The sequence below is a fragment of the Bacillus sp. K2I17 genome (genome assembly GCF_002209985.1).
In the GTDB taxonomy this organism is placed as follows: Bacteria; Bacillota; Bacilli; order Bacillales; family Bacillaceae_G; genus Bacillus_A; species Bacillus_A wiedmannii.
Map to the genome: position 1 here is coordinate 84,996 of NZ_NJGF01000015.1, position 19,070 is coordinate 104,065.

Consider the following 19,070-nt stretch of genomic DNA (forward strand, 5'->3'; position numbering starts at 1 on the left):
TAGTTAGTTTTTTTCGTAAACTAACTGAAGCTACATGTGAGCTCGTAGTTAGTTTACAACACAAAAAGGACTACTAACTACGGAAAGAAGGAATAACGATGAGGAACATCCAAAGTCGACAAATTATTAAAGAAATTTTTATGGTTTTAATCGGTTCATTTATTTTAGCAGCAGCGCTATATCACATTCACTTCCAAAACCACTTAACAGAAGGTGGATTTGTAGGAATTGCACTATTTATCCAAAATTTTTATGATATTTCACCATCTATTTCAACTGTAATTATGGATATCCCAATTATTTTATTATGTGCTTCATTTTTAGGTAAAAAAATGGTTGGTTATTCATTCCTAGGTTCGATTTCATTCGGAGTATTTTATTCTCTTATGGAAAATTATTCTCCATTTACGGTCGATTTATCAAATAATTTATTTATAGCTGCAGTAGTTGGCGGTGCGTTAGCTGGTATTGGACTCGGTTTTATATTGCGATTTGGCGGTGCAACCGGCGGAGACGACATTTTAACAATTGTATTAAGTAAACGAACTCGTTTTACAATTGGGCAAATTTTCTTCGTCTTTGACGCGATTGTTCTTGCGCTTTCATTATATTATTTAAATTGGACAGAAATTGCTTTTACTATTCTTTCAATTGCTGTACAGGCAAAAACATTGGATTTAATTTATTATCCAAAAGCAGAGAAAAAAGCAGAAAAGCAACCAGTATCTATTCCAATGTCCAAAAAGCATGCAACAAATTAAAAAAAGCGAAAGGCTTCGGCCTCTCGCTTTTTTTACGCTCTTTTTTCCTTCTCGACTATGTGGCGCACTTGATAAAATCTATTTGCAAATTCAGTAACATTTCTTGTTAAACGATAGTTCACTGTAGACCCGATTGCCATTCCAATTACCGGAATACCTTGGAATAATTTACGACGAAGAGCATAAATCGAAAATGTTTTCAAAATTTGTTTTAACACAACCTCAGTAGAAGCTGGTTGTAATACCGCTTCGTCTCCTTCATAGAAGAACGAATCTTCTTGCTCTAGCTCTTGCAGTAAATTGTACCATGCGTATTGCTGAAGCCTTCCTGGTAGTAATGACGCATGAAACACCTTTAACGCAAGCATCATTTCATAAGGCTTGTTCACATCATGTCCAAATGATGTTGCAATAAGTTGGACAGCCTTCACATTTAATGCAATCATAACCGGAAAATCAGCCGTTAATAATAATAAACCTCCAGCACCCGTTGCTCCGCCTTGTACGAATGAATATAGGCGATGTCGCGCTGTTTGCTGCTCTGCTATGTATGTTAACTGATCAATAGATAATGCTTTCAAATCTTCTAGTTGCTCAATTGATTCATCAAATAATCTCGACGTTCCTAAAATACGATTACGCGCGTCTAACTGTGATTGTGAACTTTGAATCAATGCATGCAAATGAAAGAGCCATCCATCTGCTTTCGTAAAGAAATCTTTTCGTTTTTTCTCAGGTAATTTCGCAATTGTCGTATGTACCCATTTATCAAAAATTTTTTGAAAATCAGTCGCTTCTTGCTCAACTAATTGCGATTCCCATTCTTTTATATTGTCTAAAATGGCTTGTTCTCGCTTCGATCGCATCGTAACAACCACCTCGTTCGATTTTTTTCTATTGTAACATATTTCTGCTTATTCTTTGCAAATATGCTTGTCTATCTTTATTCACATTCCATTTTTTAGTGACATAAAATATTAGCAAAAAGGATGAGATAAATCACATGAATCTATCCAATATAAAAAAAGAATATAATGCAGTATTCAGCTTAGGACAAAACTGCTGGCCTGCTTGGGCGTTATACCAATTCGAATTATCACCCTTTTTTGGTGTTATCGATTTTATGCTAAGCCCTTCATTAGAAAAAGTGAATGTATTATTACAAAATCGATTTGACCGTTTTCTACAGTTCGAAAACTTATCTTTCATCTCATTTTGGGATGATGGTGCGAAATTAAGACTCCGTGACAACCTATATGAAATCGACTCCTGCCACGACTTTAAAACAGATGTAAACACACCAACTTCTTGGCCTTCTTATACAGAAGTTAAGTTAAACTATGAGCATCGAATTCATCGTTTTCTAACTACAATTGAAACGGCAGAATCCATATTGTTTATTCGAACTGGAGGAACATACGAAGAAGCGCATTCTTTGGAACACATTTTATCTCAAATAGTTAAACATAAATTCTCTGTCCTATTACTACTTCCTGCAGATGTACCAAATGTTGCCCAAGAAGATTGGGGATTACAAAATATTTGCGTTATAAAATGCCCTATTATGGATGTATACCAGTACAATGAAGCATTTTGGAGTGACCTATTTGATGGACTCACGATTAGACCGCAGTCCTAAATACACGATACTTTTTATTACAAAACACATTATAATCATCCTTATACAAAAGAAATAAGGAGTGATTATATATGTATCCACGTGCAAAAGCTTTTGGCATTGCTATACATCACGGTAGACTTCTCGTACAAGAATATCATACAGGCGATGAAACATATTACCGACCTCTTGGCGGTTCAATTGAACTTGGTGAAAAATCAGCACATACCGTTATTCACGAATTTCAAGAAGAGCTTCACACAGAAGTGGAAATCACCAATTATTTAGGCTGCTTAGAAAATATCTTTCATCTAGATGGAGAAATTGGTCATGAAATCATTCAGCTATATTCTTTACGCTTATTAGACATGTCACTATATGAAATGGAAATACTGAATATACAAGATGAACAAACACTGTCATATGCAAAATGGATTTCCCTCACTGCATTCATTCAAAAAGAGAAAGCACTATATCCAGATGGAATCTTGAAATATATCCAATAGAAAAAAGACGAAACCCTATAGGATCTCGTCTTTTTTTCATATAGTATATTAACCAATATCTCCAAGACGTAGTACGTCACGAGCGATCATAACTTCTTCGTCAGTTGGAATTACGATAATTTTTACTGGAGAGTGTGGGAAGCTGATGAATGCTTCTTCACCAAATACGTTATTACGTTTTACGTCGAAGTATACGCCCATGTACTCAAGGCCTTCTAATACACGCTCACGAATAATCGCACTGTTTTCACCTACACCAGCTGTAAAGATGATAGCGTCAACGCCTTTCATACGAGCTGTGTAAGAACCGATGTATTTGTGGATACGGCTTACGAATACATCAAGTGCTACTTTCGCACGGTGGTCGCCTTCTTCTTCTTTCGCAATGATGTCACGTAGGTCACTAGAGTAACCAGTAAGACCTAACATACCACTCTTCTTGTTTAATACGCTAACTACTTCTTCTACTGTTTGGCCTGTTTTTTCCATGATGTATGGAATTAAAGCAGGGTCAATGTTACCAGAACGTGTACCCATTGTTACACCAGCAAGTGGAGTGAAGCCCATAGAAGTATCGATAGATTTACCGCCTTCTACTGCTGCGATACTTGCACCATTACCTAAGTGACAAGAAAGTAAGCTTAAGCTTTCAAGTGGACGACCTAATAATTCAGCCGCACGCTCAGTTACGTATTTATGAGAAGTTCCGTGGAAACCGTATTTACGGATACCGAATTTTTCATAGTACTCATATGGTAGGCTGTATAAGAATGCAGATTCCGGCATTGTTTGGTGGAATGCTGTATCGAATACTGCTACTGCTGGTACGTTTGGTAATACTTCTTGGAATGCTTTAATACCAACAAGGTTTGCTGGGTTATGAAGTGGTGCTAAATCGCTTAACTCTTCGATATCAGCTAATACTTCATCAGTAATTAAAACAGAGTCAGCAAATTTTTCGCCGCCGTGAACAACACGGTGACCGATACCGCCAATCTCATCTAGAGACTTAACGATTCCGTTTTCAGTTAATTTTTTAAGAAGCATATTTACTGCTACTGCATGATCTGGAATATTTGTAATTTCTTTTTGTTTTTCGCCATCTACAGTAATAGTGAAGATACTATCTTCTAAACCGATACGTTCTACTAAACCTTTTGTTAATACTGTTTCACTTGGCATTTCAAATAATTGGAATTTTAAGGAAGAGCTTCCTGCGTTAATCGCGATGATTTTTGACATCTAGTCTTTCGCCCCTTTTTCTCTTGGTAGTTGTGTGGATATGTCCACAAACCGCTCGATTTTATCTGATCAAATTCACTAAATATGAAAACGTTTCATCATTAGTGAATTTTATACTCACGATTTTAATTTAAACATCGTCCGACATATATTTCAAGTGAAAAAATTGTAACACCAAGAAAAAATATATATTACAGATTTCAAAAAAATTCAGTTTAATCTAGTATATATTTAAAAATATGACATATCCTATAAAACTGTACTACATGAATTACTAATCCTGTTACATATACCTTGCCTTATTTGTGGGTTGCAAACCAAGTATTTAATTGATCCATAATGTTCTCCATCGCCTTCATGTTGGAGAATTTAGGTAACTCCACTAATAACGCCTGTTTTGGCATTGTTACACTAGGACCTTTCTTTTGGAGAACAAATATACTTTTTGCATTTTTCTCGTTTTTAAACATGGAAACAGGTAGCTGTAATAGCCCTTGAATAAAACATGTTTCTTTAATAAATGCATGTAATTTTGGTGCTTGATCACTTTCAAAAATGAAGTTTGGTACTAGGAAGAATAAGTACCCGCCTTCTTTCGTATGTTTCACACTTTGTTCAATAAATAGGTGATGGGCATACGACATTCCTTGATCTGCTTTTAACTTATATTCACTTGCACCGATTTCATTTGGATAGTAACCAATCGGTAAGTCTGAAACGACTGCATCAACCGGATCGATATAAAGTGGCGCTAGTCCATCTTGATGGAAGAATTCGATTGCATGCTTTTGTAAATTCGCATTTACTAAAGCAAGTTTAATTAACACTTCATCCACTTCTACACCAAATCCACTCATTGCTAGTCCTTCTTTGGCGCTATTAAATACTGTAGTCATTAAGTTACCTGTTCCAATTGCAGGATCTAAAACAGTAATTTCGTTTTGCCCTTGCATAAATTTATGGAATAAGTAGCTCATGAACATTCCAACTGCATCAGGCGTCATTTCGTGATTCGCTTGTACGCCTTCTTTCATTCCTTTTAAAATGGCTAACTGAAATGCTTTACGAATTTCTTCACCTTTATATGTTTCTTCATTAAACGTACTATATTCACGATTCAGCCTTTCAATTGCTGATTCGGATAATTCCTCTTGTAAAATTGCTCCTTCAAACAAGTTATCACCTGTTTCTACAAGCGCCTCTAAATATGTTACATCTAATTCTTTACGTAAAACTACCGCAGAAGAATCAAAAATAGAAAATAATGTTTCTACTGTCTGACTCACGTACATTCCTCCTTCTCTCTTTTACACATAACTTATATCATACCACAAAGTGTTTTTTTCCAAAAAGAAAAAGCGACCTCCTGCAAAGAGCTCCCCTTTAAGTTATATATGATATAACGTTTTTTCTCATATATTGGTACCATTACGCAGCAATACATGAGAAAAAACGACCTCTTTATAAGAGGTCATTTCTTCACATTATTTTGCCGCTTTAGCTGCTTCTAATGCCGCTTCATAGTTTGGATGGCTTGTACCTTCGCTTACGTATTCTGCGTAAACTACTTTGTCGTTGCTATCTACTACGAATACTGCACGAGCAAGTAAACGAAGCTCTTTCATTACTAAGCCGTAAGCTTCACCGAATGAAAGATCGCGGTGGTCAGAAAGTGTAACAACATTTTCTAAACCGTTTGCTGCACACCAGCGTTTTTGAGCGAATGGTAAGTCAGCGCTAATTGTTAACACTTTCGCGTTTTCAATACTTGCTGCATCTTGGTTAAAACGACGTGTTTGTGCATCACACACACCTGTATCGATTGAAGGTACAACACTAATTAATTTTACTTCGCCTTTGTATGTTTCTAAACTTACTGGAGATAAGTCATTTGCTAATACTTGGAATTCTGGCGCTTGATCGCCAACTTTAACTTCTGTTCCAACTAAAGTCATTGGGTTACCTTTAAAAGTTACGTTTGCCACTTGAAAATCCTCCCTTATTTAAACAAAATATGTACAATGTAAATGATAGTTTGTCCCTATCGATAATGCAAATAAAATCGCTTTATTTACAAAAAAATTAAAGAAGCTAATCCATTGATTAGCTTCTTTATTCGTTAAATTTGAAATTCAGGATCGTCTTCTTTTCGTTTATCCATCATTTCTTTCACTTTATCAACAGCTTGTGGTGCTAATTCAATTATTTTATCGATGACGTGTGTTTGCTTATCTAAATGCAACACTTTTACACCTTCTCCATTTATTACAAGAAAAGCAACAGGATTAATAGAAACTCCTCCACCACTTCCCCCGCCAAATGGATGACGGCCTGAATGTTCTACTTTACCAAATTCACTTCCACCAGCAGCGAATCCGAAACTAACTTTTGAAACGGTAAGAATTACACTTCCATCTGCCGCTTTAATCGGATCACCAACAATTGTATTTACATCAGTCATTTGTTTTAAATGCTGCATTGCGGTTGTCATTAAACCTTGAATTGGATGGTCCACTTTATATCCCCCCTATGCTTGAACTGATTTTTCATTCGTACCAGATCTTTGTCTTCTCATAAACGTGAGTAATTTGATACCCGTTTTTATAGCACGAAATATACGAAAAGATGCTGTTAACTCACATCTTGATGCAAATCCTTTCCCTTGAAAAACAGGGGTGATTTCAAATTCTGGTACGTCAACAATATGCATATATTGTCCTACAACTCCAGCAGCCATTCCTTTTGTCCCCCATGCATATCCAGTGACAATTCCAGTACTAGCTGCATCACCTGCTCCAATTTGGGTGTGCCATTTCCAACCATTGATTTTTACTCGTTTGAGAAAATCTTTAACGATAGTATGAACTTCTTGCAGCTTTTTTATCAGTTCCCCTATACTATCAAGTTGTGCCATAATTTTATTATCAATTCCGCCTTCTTCTTCAGCTTTTTCGATTTTCTCTCCTGTCTTTTTCTGCTGTTTTTCAATTCTTTCCAATACGTCAAACGTATATCGAATCATCCATATTTTCACTTGAAACAAACATTGCTTTTCCATTTCTGAATATAAAAATGTCACTTTAAGCTTTATTTTCGACAATAGTATAAGCAAAATAAAAAGGAGAAGAATTATTATTCCAATCACGAGCCACTTCATACGTATCATCCTTTCACTCCGTACCCATTATCGACAAGTTTATTCATCATTAAACAGAATCCTTTAAAATTGAATATAAAAATTTTTCTAAAAATAAAAAGGGATTTTGACATTTTATATCGAAATATATTATTTGAACATATCGTCGGGGAACATATTTGGATGATATGTAGCACGAAGAACAGAAAATTTAACTGCAGTGGAGGGATACATAATGGCAGATCGTCGCAATTTATTTTTCTTTTATGGTGATGACAAAGCAACGCTCGTTGAAAAAATGAAACCAATCTATCGTATTTTAGAAGAGAATGGTTTTACCATATTAGATCATTCAAAAAATGCAAACGCTATCGTCAGTGTTGGAGATGATGCAACTTTCTTACAAGCCGTTCGTCAAACTGGTTTTAGAGAAGATTGTTTATACGCAGGGATTTCTACGAAAGATGAAACTTCTTTCTACTGCGATTTCCATATTGATCACGTCGATACAGCCCTTCAAGAAATTACAAAAAATGAAATTGAAGTGCGAAAATATCCAACAATTCAGGTAGATGTAGATCACGGTACATCTTTCCATTGTTTAAATGAGTTCTCATTACGCTCTAGCATTATTAAAACATTCGTTGTAGATGTTCACGTTGATGATCTATATTTCGAAACATTTAGAGGGGACGGTTTAGTTGTTTCTACCCCAACAGGAAGTACAGCTTACAATAAATCATTACATGGTGCGGTTGTTGATCCGCTTATCCCATGCTTCCAAGTAAGCGAATTAGCATCTTTAAATAACAACACATACCGTACGCTCGGTTCACCATTCATTTTAAATCACGAGCGTACACTAACTTTAAAACTACGACCAGACGGTAACGATTATCCAGTTATCGGTATGGATAATGAAGCGCTTAGCATTAAACAAGTGGAAAAAGCTGTTGTACGCTTAAGCGATAAACAAATTAAAACAGTTAAATTAAAAAACAATTCCTTCTGGGAAAAAGTACAGAGAACATTTTTATAGCATTAAAATAACCGCCGAATTATGGGATCCCATAATTCGGCGGTTATTTATTTCTCTCGCTACCGACCACTATTCTTGTCATTTTTTATCGGTAAGTCGATATATTTTCACACGTCTTTCCTATACACAATCTTCCCATCAATTACCGTCATTTCTGCTTGTACTTCTTTTATTTCTTCTGCCTCTACCTCAAATATATTTCGATCTACTATCGTAAAGTCCGCTTCATATCCCTTTGCGATTTTCCCTCGCTTCGCTTCTTTTCCGATTGCATAGGCACTTCCTGTTGTAAATAAAGAGATAGCTTCATATACCGTTAATCTTTCCTCTGGCATATAGCATACGCCGTCAATAAAACTTCTACGTGTAACAGCACTATATATGCCTAAAAACGGATTCACTTGTTCAATTGGCGCGTCAGACCCACCGTTGCAGTGTAATCCCGCTTCTAGTAACGTCTTCCAAGCATATGCATATCGAAGACGATGCTCGCCTAGTTTTTCAATGACTGATGGGAAGTCCGATGACACAAAGACGGGCTGAATATCGATAATAGCCGGCAAGTGTTGCATTCTCTCAATCAATTCTTCACGAGCTAACTGACAATGAATAATACGATCGCGAAAACCTTCTGCTGGTGGATATAATTCAAGTGCATCAATGACATATTCAAGCGATAAATCACCTATTGTATGAATCGCAACTGGCATATGTAAATCCCGTGCTTTTTTCACTAACTCCGCAAGCTCTTCACGTGAGAAGATTGCAACTCCATTTGTTTCCTGCGCATCTTCATACGGTTCACTTAATAAAGCTGTTCTTCCGCCAAAAGAGCCATCAGAAAAAATTTTCATCGCTCCAAATTCAATATAATGCTCATTTTCATATTCTTTTCGCTCATGTGCCACTTCATGGTGAACGAGCAAATGCGCTTTAAAGGGCATTTCTTTTATAACATGAGAAAACGCATTATGCGTTTTTCTAAAACCACCGTAATAATTTAAATCTTCCGTATGCCCACCGACGAGTCCGTATTGCCAGCAATCTTTAATCGCTGTTTGCAGAGCTCTTTGTAAGTAGGCTTCATCAATTTCAGGCTGAACATGTTTTATTAGTTCTTGTCCTTGTTCATATAAAAGCCCTGTTAAATTATTCAATGGGTCCCGGCCGACTTTTCCTCCTTTCGGGTCTTGCGTCGTCTCTGTTATGTTCGCTTCTTGCAATATGTATGAATTCACCCATGTAACGTGGCGACAAACGCGCTTTAATAAAATGGGGTGTTCTTTAGAGATTTCATCTAAATCACGTACATGAACTTGTTTTGTATCTGTAAAATTATTTTCATTCCAGCCTTCTCCAATAACCCAAGAACCTTTTGGCGCTTCTTCTACTCGCTTCTGAACAAGAGTCAACACTTCGCTATAAGATGTACAATTTGATAAGTCTAGACGGAGTAACCTCTCCCCGTGCCCAATAAGATGCATATGACTATCAACGAGACCTGGGATCATCGTTTTGCCTTTTAAGTCATACAACTTCACGTCTGAATATCGACTTTCTAGCTCTTCCTTACTCCCAGCATCAACAATCATGCCCTTTTCAACATAAATAGCTTCTACTTTTTCATTCTCTTCTCGCATCGTGTAAGTGGTGCCGCCATACCAAATTTCTCCCATATGCTCATCCCCCTTTTCCCTTTAGTCTACGAAATTAGAGCGTATAAAAAAAGCACCATTTCGATTAAAAATGGTGCTTTTCTAAAAATTACTTTTGTTCAGTAGGGTTCGTTGTGATTTGCCATTCAATGCTAAATTTATCTTTAAGTTGTCCGTATGCTGGGCTCCAGAACGTTTCTTGAAGTGGCATAATAACTTCTCCACCCTCTTGTAACTTTTCGAATACTTCTTTCGCTTTTTCTGCATTACTAATTTGAATTGCAATTGTTACTTGAGATCCGATTGCATGCCCTTGACCTGGGAATGTATCAGAAATCATAAGGTCCGTATTACCAACTTTTAAAGTAGCATGTAAAACGCGCTCTTTTGCTTCAGCTGGAATCGGGTATTCTGGATTTTCAGGCATGTCACCAAAAGTTTGCATGATTTCTACTTTTGCGTCTAACGCCTCTTTATAAAACTGTACAGCCTCTTGCCCACTACCATCTAAAACTAAGTACGGATTAATACCTAAAATCATACGGACACCTCTTTTTTAAGTTTATAAAAATCGAACTTGTGTTCGTTTTTATATTATCATTGTTTGGCATTTCATTCAACTATTTCCTTCACTGTTTTCAAAATTATTTTGACGGAATCTCCATCTCTTGTTTTCTAAGTTCAATACGGCGAATTTTTCCGGAAATCGTTTTCGGTAGTTCATCTACAAATTCAATTTTGCGAGGGTATTTATATGGTGCAGTGAGTTCTTTGACGTGTTGTTGGAGTACTGGAATTAATGTTTCTTCATTCTTGTCTATATTCTCTCTTAATACGATAAATGCCTTCACGACACTTCCGCGAATTTCATCAGGGCTTGCGACAACCGCACACTCTCTTACGTAAGGGTGTTTTACAAGCGCATCTTCTACTTCAAACGGCCCAATTGTATAACCAGAGCTAATAATAATATCATCACCGCGCCCTTCAAACCAGAAATAGCCGTCTTCATCTTTCTTCGCTTTATCACCGGTAATATAATAATCACCGCGGAATTGCATCGCTGTGCGCTCATCGTCTTTATAATATTGTTTAAAGAGGGCTGGCGTTTCAATGTGAACTGCGATATCACCAACTTCTCCTACCTGTACCGGAATACCTTCTTCATCTACAATATCAACGTGGTTGCCTGGCGTTGGTTTTCCCATTGATCCCGGTCTAATATCCATCCCTTTCATTACACCAACAAGCAATGTATTTTCCGTTTGCCCGTAGCCGTCTCTTACTGTAATATTAAAGTGCTTTTGGAACGTTTCAATGACTTCTCTATTTAATGGCTCACCTGCGGATACAGCGCTATGTAACGCTTCTAAATTGTACTCACTTAAGTCTTCTACTTTTGCCATTAATCTATACTCAGTCGGCGTACAACAAAGCACATTCACCTTATTATCACCTAATAAGTTTAAATACGTTTTTGGTTCAAATTTACCGTTGTATACAAATCCTGTCGCTCCTGATCCGAGAGTTGCTAAAAACGGGCTCCAAATCCACTTTTGCCAACCTGGACTAGCCGTCGCCCATACAACATCATCCTCTTCAATTCCGAGCCAATTTGGAGCGCTCGTGCGCAAATGAGCGTATGCCCACGCATGCGTATGAACAACACCTTTTGGGTTTCCTGTCGTTCCTGACGTGTAAGATAAAAAGACCATATCTTCTTTATCAGTCTTCGCCATTTCTAACATGTCACTTTCTGTTTCTAACGCTGTTTTTAAATTAATCCATCCATCTACTGACTGCTCGCTCAGAACGAATTTTTGAAGAGATTCCATCGCTTCTATATCATCAAACTGCCCAATGTACGGCTCATAACTTACGATTGCTTTTACTTCCCCGTGCCCAATGCGATATTCTATATCCTTTTTGCGCAACATTTCCGAACTCGGAATTACGACAAATCCTGCTTTAATCGCAGCGATATACGTCATGTACGCTTCAATTAAGCGCGGCATCATAATGAGGAGCTTGTCCCCTTTTTGCAGACCACTCTTTATAAAAGCGTTTCCAATTTTATTCGCACCTTTCATAAGCTCAGCGTATGTAACTTCTCGTCTATTCCCTTTATCATCTTGCCAAATTAAAGCAAGCTTATCTTTATCACCTGTATATTTCTCTATTTCAGAAACTAAATTATAAGACGGTGGCGCCAACAATTCCTCTCTCTTCATACAATATCCTCCTCCATTTCTATGCCTCCCTTATATAATAAAGAATTTTCAGTTAATTTTGAACCCTCTTCTTTTGACAAATTTTTTATGTCTATGTCGAAATGAATGTATACCGATGCAAACAACAAAAAGAAAGAGCGGGAAAACCCGCTCTTTCTAAGCCATCTTATATGGGATTATTTTTGGTAACCACCTAATTGTTGCTCAGCTAGTGAAACTAGACGTTTAGTGATTTCACCACCAACAGAACCGTTAGCGCGAGCTGTTGCATCTGCTCCAAGTTGAACACCAAACTCTTGAGCGATTTCGTATTTCATTTGGTCTAATGCTGATTCAGCACCAGGAACCGCTAATTTATTTGTGCTACGTGACATGTTATATCACCTCCTTGTGAGTATAGAGTGTGATAAATAACATGACTTCATACACGTTTTAGATATGGTAATTTATGGTTTTAGAAAAGTTCTTCGAATTTGTCTTCTTCCGCCACTACTTCTACCGTTTGTAATACCATTGTTTCTTTGTTCGCTACAGCTTCATCGATTAATGGTGTGAAATCGTATTTCGCTTCAAAACGATTCGCTTTTTCACGCTTTGGCTTCGTCGATGGGCTTGCTGGTGTGAATACTGTACAGCAATCTTCGTACGGACGAATTGAAATATCATATGTGCCGATTTCTTCAGCGATTTTAATAATTTCTAATTTATCCATCGTAATAAGTGGACGAATAACCGGATAGTTTGTTACCTCGTTGATTGTATGCATACTATCTAACGTTTGGCTTGCTACTTGTCCAAGACTTTCACCAGTCGTAATTGCAAGTGCATTACGCTCCTCTGCGATACGCTCTGTAATACGCATCATCATACGGCGCATAACTGTCATTGAATAGCTAGATGGAATTTCTTTATTAATCGTTTTTTGCACTTCTGTAAATGGAACAAGGTGAAGCGTTACACGTTTACAGTACTTCGTTAACTCTTGTGCTAAATCGATTACTTTTTGTTTTGCACGCTCGCTTGTGAAAGGTGGGCTATGGAAATGAACTGCTTCCACAGACACGCCGCGTTTCATCGTTAAGTACGTTGCTACTGGGCTATCGATACCACCAGAAAGAAGTACCATTACTTTTCCGCCAACACCAACTGGTAAACCACCAGCTCCCATATGCTCACCACACATAATATAGCTGTAACCACTGCGAATTTCTATACGTACATTCACATCTGGATTATGAACATCTACTGTGATATCCTCTGTATTTTCTAAAATGTGTCCACCGATTTCTGGAAGTAACTCCATCGTCTTCATTGGGAAGCGCTTATCAGAACGGTGCACTGTAATTTTAAAAGTTTTCACATCATCTTTTACTTGTAAGAAAGCTGCTAATGCACCCTTTTTAATATCTTCTAATTCTGATGGTACTTTCATCGCTAAGTTAAACTTATGAATACCGAATACATCTTTCAATCTTTCAGAAATTGCTTCATGGTCTTCGCCATTTAATTGAATGTACATACGGTCATGCGTTGCATCGATTTTAATATTTGGGAACTTTTTCAGCTTGAACTTTACGTTATCTTTCAATGTGCTTACAAATTTAGAGCGGTTCTTACCTTTAGTCGTCATCTCTCCATAACGAACTAAAATATATTCATATGTCATCATATTCCTTTACCTCATCACTTCATATAATTTTGGCATCGTCTCTTTCACAATACCTTCAAATTGTTTTACTTCTTCCATCGTGTTTTCTGGTGCCAAACTAATACGAATAGCACTTGCAGCAGCGGCATGGGGTACTCCCATTGACACTAACACTCTGCTCACTTCATTTGCTTTTGAAGAACAAGCAGACTTCGTCGATACATATACACCGTGCTCTTCTAAAGCATGAACGACCACTTCTGGTTTTAAACCAACAAATGACACATTTAAAATGTGCGGTGCTGCATATGCAAGCGACGTATTAATCGTTACATCTTCCATCTCTTTCAAGAAACGGACAAGCTCTGTTTGTAAATTTTGCAAATGAGCTATCTTTTCTTTCACTTGTTCCATTGTCATGCGAAGTGCTTTCACCATCGCTACAATGCCAGGTAAGTTTTCTGTACCAGAGCGATACTTAAGCTCTTGTTGACCACCTGATAAAATTGGATCTAATCTTACGCCATCACGTACATAAAGAAGACCCGTTCCTTTTACACTGTGGAATTTATGTCCAGATATTGAGCAAAGATCAATATGAGAAGCATATAAATCAAGCGGTACTTTTCCTATCCCTTGTACATGGTCCACATGGAATCTTATTTTCGGATAGTTCGATAATAACGTTCCAATTTCAGCAACAGGCTGAATTGCTCCAGTCTCGTTGTTCACGTGAATAATTGACACAAGAATCGTATCTTCACGAAGTGCTCGTTTTACATCCTCTACCGATACAACACCATGCTCATTAACCGGTAAATATGTTACATCAAAACCGAGATCTTCTAATTGTTTATATGCTTCAAACACAGACGCGTGTTCAATATTTGTTGTAATAATATGTTTACCGCGCGAACGATTCCTCATCGCTATTCCTTTAATCGCAAGGTTATTCCCTTCCGTTCCACCTGATGTGAAAATAATCTCAGAAGGTTTAACGTGAAGAAGCTGCGCTGCAATCGTTCTTGATTGTGTTAATAGACGCTCTGCCTCTCCTCCAAGCGAATGAATAGAAGAAGGGTTTCCAAAATATTTTCCAGCAACCGTTACGTACGATTGAAGGGCTTCTGGATATGGCTTCGTCGTCGCACTATTATCAAAATAGATCATCGTTCTTCCCCTTTCAGCGCTATCACATCATATAATCATATCACAAATACGTGTAATTACGCTAAGACTACTCAAAGGTTCCATTTTATCCCGATTGTGAAGGCCGATAATTAGCGAGGATGACCCTACTGACTACAGTTTCACTATATTTTAAAACGAATAACCTTACTGTATTCCGCTATTCATTATAGCAACATCGTCCCCAAAATTACACAAAAAAACAAACCCTTATGAAAGGGTTTGTTCATTGTCTACATATTCAGCTATTTTTTGAACAACGCCAGGTTCAAGTTGCTCTAGTACAGAAGCCGCTTGTTCTAAAGCTGCATCGTATTGATATTCACGGAATAATTTCTCCGCATAATTTAAGCTCTCTGCAAGGTTCTCATCATGACTGCGGTAACGATTACCGTATTGAATTAATTTTTCAACTAAATACGCTTGTCCAATTAACTCTTCTGTCATTTCAGCTACACCATTAACAGTTGTGTACGCTTCTTCTAAACTGCTATTTACAGCATTCATATTTAACGGTTTCACTTCTAACTGTTCATATACAGCTTGCATTGCCATTTGTCCTCTTTGTAAATCTTCCATAATGCTTTCTGGAAGACCTGGCAAATTCGACTTTTGCATAAAACGTTTCGTTTCAAAAATGATATTTCGCATTTCTTGTAACTTCTCACGTGCTTCAAATTCTTCTTTACGCATCGTTTGCAGCATTTCTTTATATTCTGCATGAAGTACTTTTAACGTTTCACATTGCTCATAAACCTCTTCTAGTTCCTCACGAATAATAGAGAAGGCTATATCTTGTTCCGCAACTCGTAATCGCAGCATTTCAAAACGTTTCGTTAAAATATGCATTTGCTTTTCAATTACTTTTTGAGACTCAATGTCCTTATCTTGTAGCTGATAACTTTGTTTCACAAGTTGTGTTTCTGCTTTTGTTTCAATCGTTTCAGTACGAATTTCTTCTAAGTCTTCATAAACAGAAAGTGTTTTTTGCTCCACATAATGTCTCGCATGTACTTCTTGTTCCAGTTGATCATAGAAGCCATCTAAACGCGTTTTTAAGTTTTCTACTTTTTCAGCGGCTTCTGTTATATGAAGCTCCTGTATATCCATTAAACATGTGTGTAGTTGTGTCGTCATATCACGAACTTCTTTAGGGACTTCCAAATACTCTAATACATAACCTTGTCTTACCATATCATTATGTCCTTGTAATAAATCTTCCAGCTGAACTGGTAACGTCGCTTGACACTCTACCAATAAATCCGGAATTTGATGAATAATGATTTCTAAGCTTGCCAAACCTTCTTCTAAACTAATAACAATTTCTCTCGCTTTTAAATAGTCACCATTATCTGTTGCCTCTTCAAAGCTTTTAAACTTATTAGATTCAGCATCTAGCATCTCTTCGATTTTCTGCTCTGCTGCTCCATACATATGTCTATGAGCAAGAACACTCTTCTTCATACTACGATATGTATCACGTAACTCTTCAATTTCCGAGCTATTTTTTTCATGGCTTTCTAACAATTGCTGTAATTCATTTAAAATATCTGTAATACGATTATCAGCGTCATCTAAACCACTTATGGATTCATTCATCGCATGCTTTGCTTTTCGGAAGGAGAATTGCGAGGCGAATTTTCGCGCTTGCGCTAAATCTTTGTCTGCTTTCGGAAGGGTTGTTGATACAATCTCATCCCATTCTTCACGCCATTTACCAAACAGTTCTTCTGTTTGACCCGTCATGTTTAAATCTTTCACCCGTTTTAGTTCATCTGCCACAGGTTTATCTTTTATCTCTTGTTTCCACTGCTCCAGTGCTTCAATATCTTTATATGAACGATTTCTTATCACAAGCTCTATCATGAGCAGCACTAGAATAGAGCTTACTACAATGATAACGATCGTCAGGATAGAATCCATGCAAAAAAGCCTCCTAGTTATATCTCTTTTTTTGTCCGTTCCGTTTATGAAATGGAAGGCATTATGTATAAAAAGGGAATCCCCCTATATTTAACAACTAACAATGTACTAATCATACCATGTAATGGCTTGTTTTTGACCTAGTTTTTTTTAAAATTTCATGTTTCTTTCAATGCAATTGTAATCTTTCTCAATCTTCTGTTTGGATTAGCTTCCATCATCAAATGATTGCAATAACGGGTTCTCTTCCATATGGGATACGAAATAAATTTTGCGTGCAAGTGGTGGTTCAATAGAAATCGCATGCACATTCCCTTGCTTTACCGCTTGCTTTACTGACATTTCTGGAAGTAACGTAATACCAAGTCCAGCTCCGACCATCGCAAGCATCGGTTCTGCATAAGAAGTTTCAAATGCAATGATTGGTTTCGCACCTATCCCCTGAAACATATTCGTAATCATTTTCCTTACATCACAGATTTCTGGGTATACGATTAACTTTTCATTTTGCAAATCTTCCATTCGGATCACTGTTTTCTCTTTATAAAGATGATCATTTGAAACGACACAAACAATTTTTTCTACTCGCATTTCTTTTATACACGTAGCGTCTTCTACTACTGAATCGACGAACATCGCTTCAATCTTCCGTTCTTTAAAGAGTCCCATTAGTACTTTCGTATGCTCAATTTTCCATTCTACTTCGAATCCGTCACCTAATACATCTTTACATTTTGATATGTAATGAGCTGCTAAACTTGGCAATATGCCTATAGAAATTTTCCGCTTCTCTTGAAAATTCTTCATTTCGGCTTTCACTTCATATATGTGTTCCAAAATCGGTAACATTCTTGTTATAAATAACTCTCCAGCTTCTGTTAACTCCACTCCTTGTGCGGAACGCTTCAGTAAAGTAACCTCTAAGCCCGCTTCTAACCTTTGAATTTGTTTACTAAGCGCCGGTTGAGAAATATGTAAAAGCTTACTCGCCTTTGATAAACTTCGCGTATTCTTTACTTCAAGAAACGATCGTACTGCCTCCAAATCCATCGTACACACCTCTAACATAAAGTTATAACTGTCATAAAAAATCGATATTTCCTTCTATAAACAATTACTCTTTATACTTATTTCATCAACTTACTATAACGAAATGTAAAGGGGAAAGATACTCTTGGACAAAAAACAAATGCTACTCGGATCCCTCCTATGCTTACTTGCCGTAACGGCTTGGGGATTTATGTTTCCTGTCATGGCAAATGCCCTGCAGTTTATTGATCCGTTCTTCTTCACAACTATCCGATACGGATCAGCAGCTATTATTTTTCTTATTTTGCTATTCATTACTGAAGGAAAAACTTCACTCCGCTTAGAGAAAAGAACACTTTCGTTATTCTTTTACGGAACAGTCGGTTTCGCTGGATATGGTTTTCTCATTTTTTACGGCCAACAACTTGCTGGGCCTTCTGGGGCCATTCATGCTGCGATGATTCAGTCTCTTATGCCACTCATCGCTTTATTATTGCAGTGGATAACAAAAAACAAACGCCCACAAAACTACACATTCCTTTGTATGTTCGTTGCATTGCTCGGTGTTATGCTCGTCATTTCAAAAGGAAATATTCACTTATTATTTGGATCTGCCAGTCACCTCTCAACAAATATACTTATGCTATGCGGCGTTACTTGCTGGGTCATTTACACGAACGGTGGTGCTCGTTTTCAATCTTGGTCACCACTTCGATATACGACGTTAACTTGTTTATTCGGCTCCATTTCACTCATCGTTATTGTCGCTTTCTTCACGTACACAAACATCGTTACTATGCCGTCACTTCGTACCATTATGAGCGTTCGTTTTGAACTCTTGTATATGTCGATTGTTGCAGGTGTTATCGCTGTATTTTGCTGGAACACAGGAAATCGCTATATTTCATCTATTAACGGCATATTATTTATGAATTTAGTTCCTGTACTTGCACTTATCGGTTCCATCTTTCGAGGTTATACAGTCGACAAAATTGAAATTGCCGGAGCCTCATTAACAATTATTGCGCTATTATGCAACAATGCATGGCAAAGGAAAGAAAGCACAAAAATCCCCACCTCAGTTCGTTAGGTGG

At 37.2% G+C, this 19,070-nt stretch carries 19 protein-coding genes; 5 read left to right on the forward strand and 14 right to left on the reverse strand.

Annotation, left to right across the window (positions count from 1 at the left end; genetic code table 11):
• The first annotated feature begins 98 nt into the window (after positions 1-98).
• Positions 99-761 carry a YitT family protein gene (locus tag CER22_RS18050; protein ID WP_048544413.1) on the forward strand — a complete coding sequence of 221 codons (663 nt, stop codon included), beginning with the start codon at positions 99-101 and terminating at the stop codon, positions 759-761.
• A 32-nt stretch (positions 762-793) separates the two neighbouring features.
• Here the strand turns inward: CER22_RS18050 and CER22_RS18055 are convergent, their stop codons facing one another.
• Positions 794-1,627, reverse strand: coding sequence for an EcsC family protein (locus CER22_RS18055; RefSeq protein WP_001256865.1), 834 nt, complete (start codon positions 1,625-1,627; stop codon positions 794-796).
• A 137-nt stretch (positions 1,628-1,764) separates the two neighbouring features.
• Here CER22_RS18055 and CER22_RS18060 point away from each other — a divergent pair, with 137 nt between their 5' ends.
• Together CER22_RS18060 and CER22_RS18065 are read left to right on the forward strand one after the other, a co-directional pair.
• Complete coding sequence (locus CER22_RS18060) at positions 1,765-2,400, forward strand: DUF1796 family putative cysteine peptidase (protein ID WP_088609299.1); 636 nt, start codon at positions 1,765-1,767, stop codon at positions 2,398-2,400.
• Between the two features lie 71 nt (positions 2,401-2,471).
• Positions 2,472-2,885: an NUDIX hydrolase gene (locus CER22_RS18065; protein ID WP_088609300.1), complete on the forward strand. Its 414-nt coding sequence runs from the start codon at positions 2,472-2,474 to the stop codon at positions 2,883-2,885.
• Between the two features lie 48 nt (positions 2,886-2,933).
• Here CER22_RS18065 and ackA read toward each other — a convergent pair whose 3' ends face one another.
• From ackA to CER22_RS18090, 5 genes are all read right to left on the reverse strand, one after another.
• Entirely contained in the window at positions 2,934-4,127 is a 1,194-nt protein-coding gene (ackA, locus tag CER22_RS18070; RefSeq protein WP_000034571.1) for an acetate kinase, read from the reverse strand.
• A gap of 299 nt (positions 4,128-4,426) precedes the next feature.
• On the reverse strand, positions 4,427-5,413 hold the full coding sequence (locus CER22_RS18075; RefSeq protein ID WP_141542729.1) for a class I SAM-dependent methyltransferase: 987 nt from the start codon (positions 5,411-5,413) through the stop codon (positions 4,427-4,429).
• A 198-nt stretch (positions 5,414-5,611) separates the two neighbouring features.
• Positions 5,612-6,112: a thiol peroxidase gene (tpx, locus tag CER22_RS18080; protein WP_088609301.1), complete on the reverse strand. Its 501-nt coding sequence runs from the start codon at positions 6,110-6,112 to the stop codon at positions 5,612-5,614.
• A 134-nt stretch (positions 6,113-6,246) separates the two neighbouring features.
• Positions 6,247-6,642, reverse strand: coding sequence for a GerW family sporulation protein (gene ytfJ / locus CER22_RS18085; RefSeq protein WP_000350005.1), 396 nt, complete (start codon positions 6,640-6,642; stop codon positions 6,247-6,249).
• A gap of 12 nt (positions 6,643-6,654) precedes the next feature.
• The gene (locus CER22_RS18090) at positions 6,655-7,293 is read right to left on the reverse strand and encodes a DUF2953 domain-containing protein (RefSeq protein WP_088064566.1); all 639 of its coding nucleotides are present in this window, start codon (positions 7,291-7,293) and stop codon (positions 6,655-6,657) included.
• A 205-nt stretch (positions 7,294-7,498) separates the two neighbouring features.
• Between CER22_RS18090 and CER22_RS18095 the strand changes: the two genes are divergently transcribed.
• Positions 7,499-8,302 carry an NAD kinase gene (locus CER22_RS18095; RefSeq protein WP_048544426.1) on the forward strand — a complete coding sequence of 268 codons (804 nt, stop codon included), beginning with the start codon at positions 7,499-7,501 and terminating at the stop codon, positions 8,300-8,302.
• 107 nt (positions 8,303-8,409) lie between these two features.
• On the opposite strand, the gene CER22_RS18100 is transcribed toward CER22_RS18095, so the two are convergent.
• The 8 genes from CER22_RS18100 to CER22_RS18135 all read right to left on the reverse strand — a co-directional run bounded on the left by CER22_RS18100 (position 8,410) and on the right by CER22_RS18135 (position 17,997).
• Complete coding sequence (locus tag CER22_RS18100; RefSeq protein ID WP_088609302.1) at positions 8,410-9,978, reverse strand: amidohydrolase; 1,569 nt, start codon at positions 9,976-9,978, stop codon at positions 8,410-8,412.
• 88 nt (positions 9,979-10,066) lie between these two features.
• A complete protein-coding gene (locus tag CER22_RS18105) occupies positions 10,067-10,498 on the reverse strand; it encodes a VOC family protein (protein WP_048544430.1) in 432 nt (143 codons plus the stop codon).
• A gap of 103 nt (positions 10,499-10,601) precedes the next feature.
• Positions 10,602-12,188, reverse strand: a complete 1,587-nt coding sequence (gene mbcS, locus CER22_RS18110) for an acyl-CoA synthetase MbcS (RefSeq protein WP_087985410.1) — start codon at positions 12,186-12,188, stop codon at positions 10,602-10,604.
• Positions 12,189-12,364: 176 nt separating this feature from the next.
• Positions 12,365-12,562 (reverse strand): alpha/beta-type small acid-soluble spore protein, encoded by a 198-nt coding sequence (locus CER22_RS18115; protein ID WP_000091640.1) that lies wholly within the window; start codon positions 12,560-12,562, stop codon positions 12,365-12,367.
• Positions 12,563-12,642: 80 nt separating this feature from the next.
• Positions 12,643-13,857: a tRNA uracil 4-sulfurtransferase ThiI gene (gene thiI, locus CER22_RS18120; protein WP_060486566.1), complete on the reverse strand. Its 1,215-nt coding sequence runs from the start codon at positions 13,855-13,857 to the stop codon at positions 12,643-12,645.
• Positions 13,858-13,863: 6 nt separating this feature from the next.
• Entirely contained in the window at positions 13,864-15,006 is a 1,143-nt protein-coding gene (locus CER22_RS18125) for a cysteine desulfurase family protein (protein ID WP_064460176.1), read from the reverse strand.
• Positions 15,007-15,234: 228 nt separating this feature from the next.
• Positions 15,235-16,947: a septation ring formation regulator EzrA gene (gene ezrA / locus CER22_RS18130; RefSeq protein ID WP_060486568.1), complete on the reverse strand. Its 1,713-nt coding sequence runs from the start codon at positions 16,945-16,947 to the stop codon at positions 15,235-15,237.
• A gap of 207 nt (positions 16,948-17,154) precedes the next feature.
• Positions 17,155-17,997: a LysR family transcriptional regulator gene (locus CER22_RS18135; protein ID WP_088064571.1), complete on the reverse strand. Its 843-nt coding sequence runs from the start codon at positions 17,995-17,997 to the stop codon at positions 17,155-17,157.
• Positions 17,998-18,121: 124 nt separating this feature from the next.
• On the opposite strand from CER22_RS18135, the gene CER22_RS18140 reads away from it, so the two are divergent.
• A complete protein-coding gene (locus CER22_RS18140) occupies positions 18,122-19,066 on the forward strand; it encodes a DMT family transporter (RefSeq protein WP_088609303.1) in 945 nt (314 codons plus the stop codon).
• The last annotated feature ends 4 nt before the right edge of the window (positions 19,067-19,070 follow it).

What these genes read in the sequence shown, in the direction of transcription:
- thiI (WP_060486566.1), bottom strand. Translation starts at nt 13,857, where the DNA reads ATGATGACATATGAATATATTTTAGTTCGTTATGGAGAGATGACGACT.
- CER22_RS18100 (WP_088609302.1), bottom strand. Translation starts at nt 9,978, where the DNA reads ATGGGAGAAATTTGGTATGGCGGCACCACTTACACGATGCGAGAAGAG.
- CER22_RS18135 (WP_088064571.1), bottom strand. Translation starts at nt 17,997, where the DNA reads ATGGATTTGGAGGCAGTACGATCGTTTCTTGAAGTAAAGAATACGCGA.
- mbcS (WP_087985410.1), bottom strand. Translation starts at nt 12,188, where the DNA reads ATGAAGAGAGAGGAATTGTTGGCGCCACCGTCTTATAATTTAGTTTCT.
- CER22_RS18065 (WP_088609300.1), top strand. Translation starts at nt 2,472, where the DNA reads ATGTATCCACGTGCAAAAGCTTTTGGCATTGCTATACATCACGGTAGA.
- CER22_RS18060 (WP_088609299.1), top strand. Translation starts at nt 1,765, where the DNA reads ATGAATCTATCCAATATAAAAAAAGAATATAATGCAGTATTCAGCTTA.
- CER22_RS18055 (WP_001256865.1), bottom strand. Translation starts at nt 1,627, where the DNA reads ATGCGATCGAAGCGAGAACAAGCCATTTTAGACAATATAAAAGAATGG.
- CER22_RS18050 (WP_048544413.1), top strand. Translation starts at nt 99, where the DNA reads ATGAGGAACATCCAAAGTCGACAAATTATTAAAGAAATTTTTATGGTT.
- ezrA (WP_060486568.1), bottom strand. Translation starts at nt 16,947, where the DNA reads ATGGATTCTATCCTGACGATCGTTATCATTGTAGTAAGCTCTATTCTA.
- CER22_RS18090 (WP_088064566.1), bottom strand. Translation starts at nt 7,293, where the DNA reads ATGATACGTATGAAGTGGCTCGTGATTGGAATAATAATTCTTCTCCTT.
- ackA (WP_000034571.1), bottom strand. Translation starts at nt 4,127, where the DNA reads ATGTCAAAAATCATCGCGATTAACGCAGGAAGCTCTTCCTTAAAATTC.
- CER22_RS18115 (WP_000091640.1), bottom strand. Translation starts at nt 12,562, where the DNA reads ATGTCACGTAGCACAAATAAATTAGCGGTTCCTGGTGCTGAATCAGCA.
- CER22_RS18125 (WP_064460176.1), bottom strand. Translation starts at nt 15,006, where the DNA reads ATGATCTATTTTGATAATAGTGCGACGACGAAGCCATATCCAGAAGCC.
- CER22_RS18105 (WP_048544430.1), bottom strand. Translation starts at nt 10,498, where the DNA reads ATGATTTTAGGTATTAATCCGTACTTAGTTTTAGATGGTAGTGGGCAA.
- CER22_RS18095 (WP_048544426.1), top strand. Translation starts at nt 7,499, where the DNA reads ATGGCAGATCGTCGCAATTTATTTTTCTTTTATGGTGATGACAAAGCA.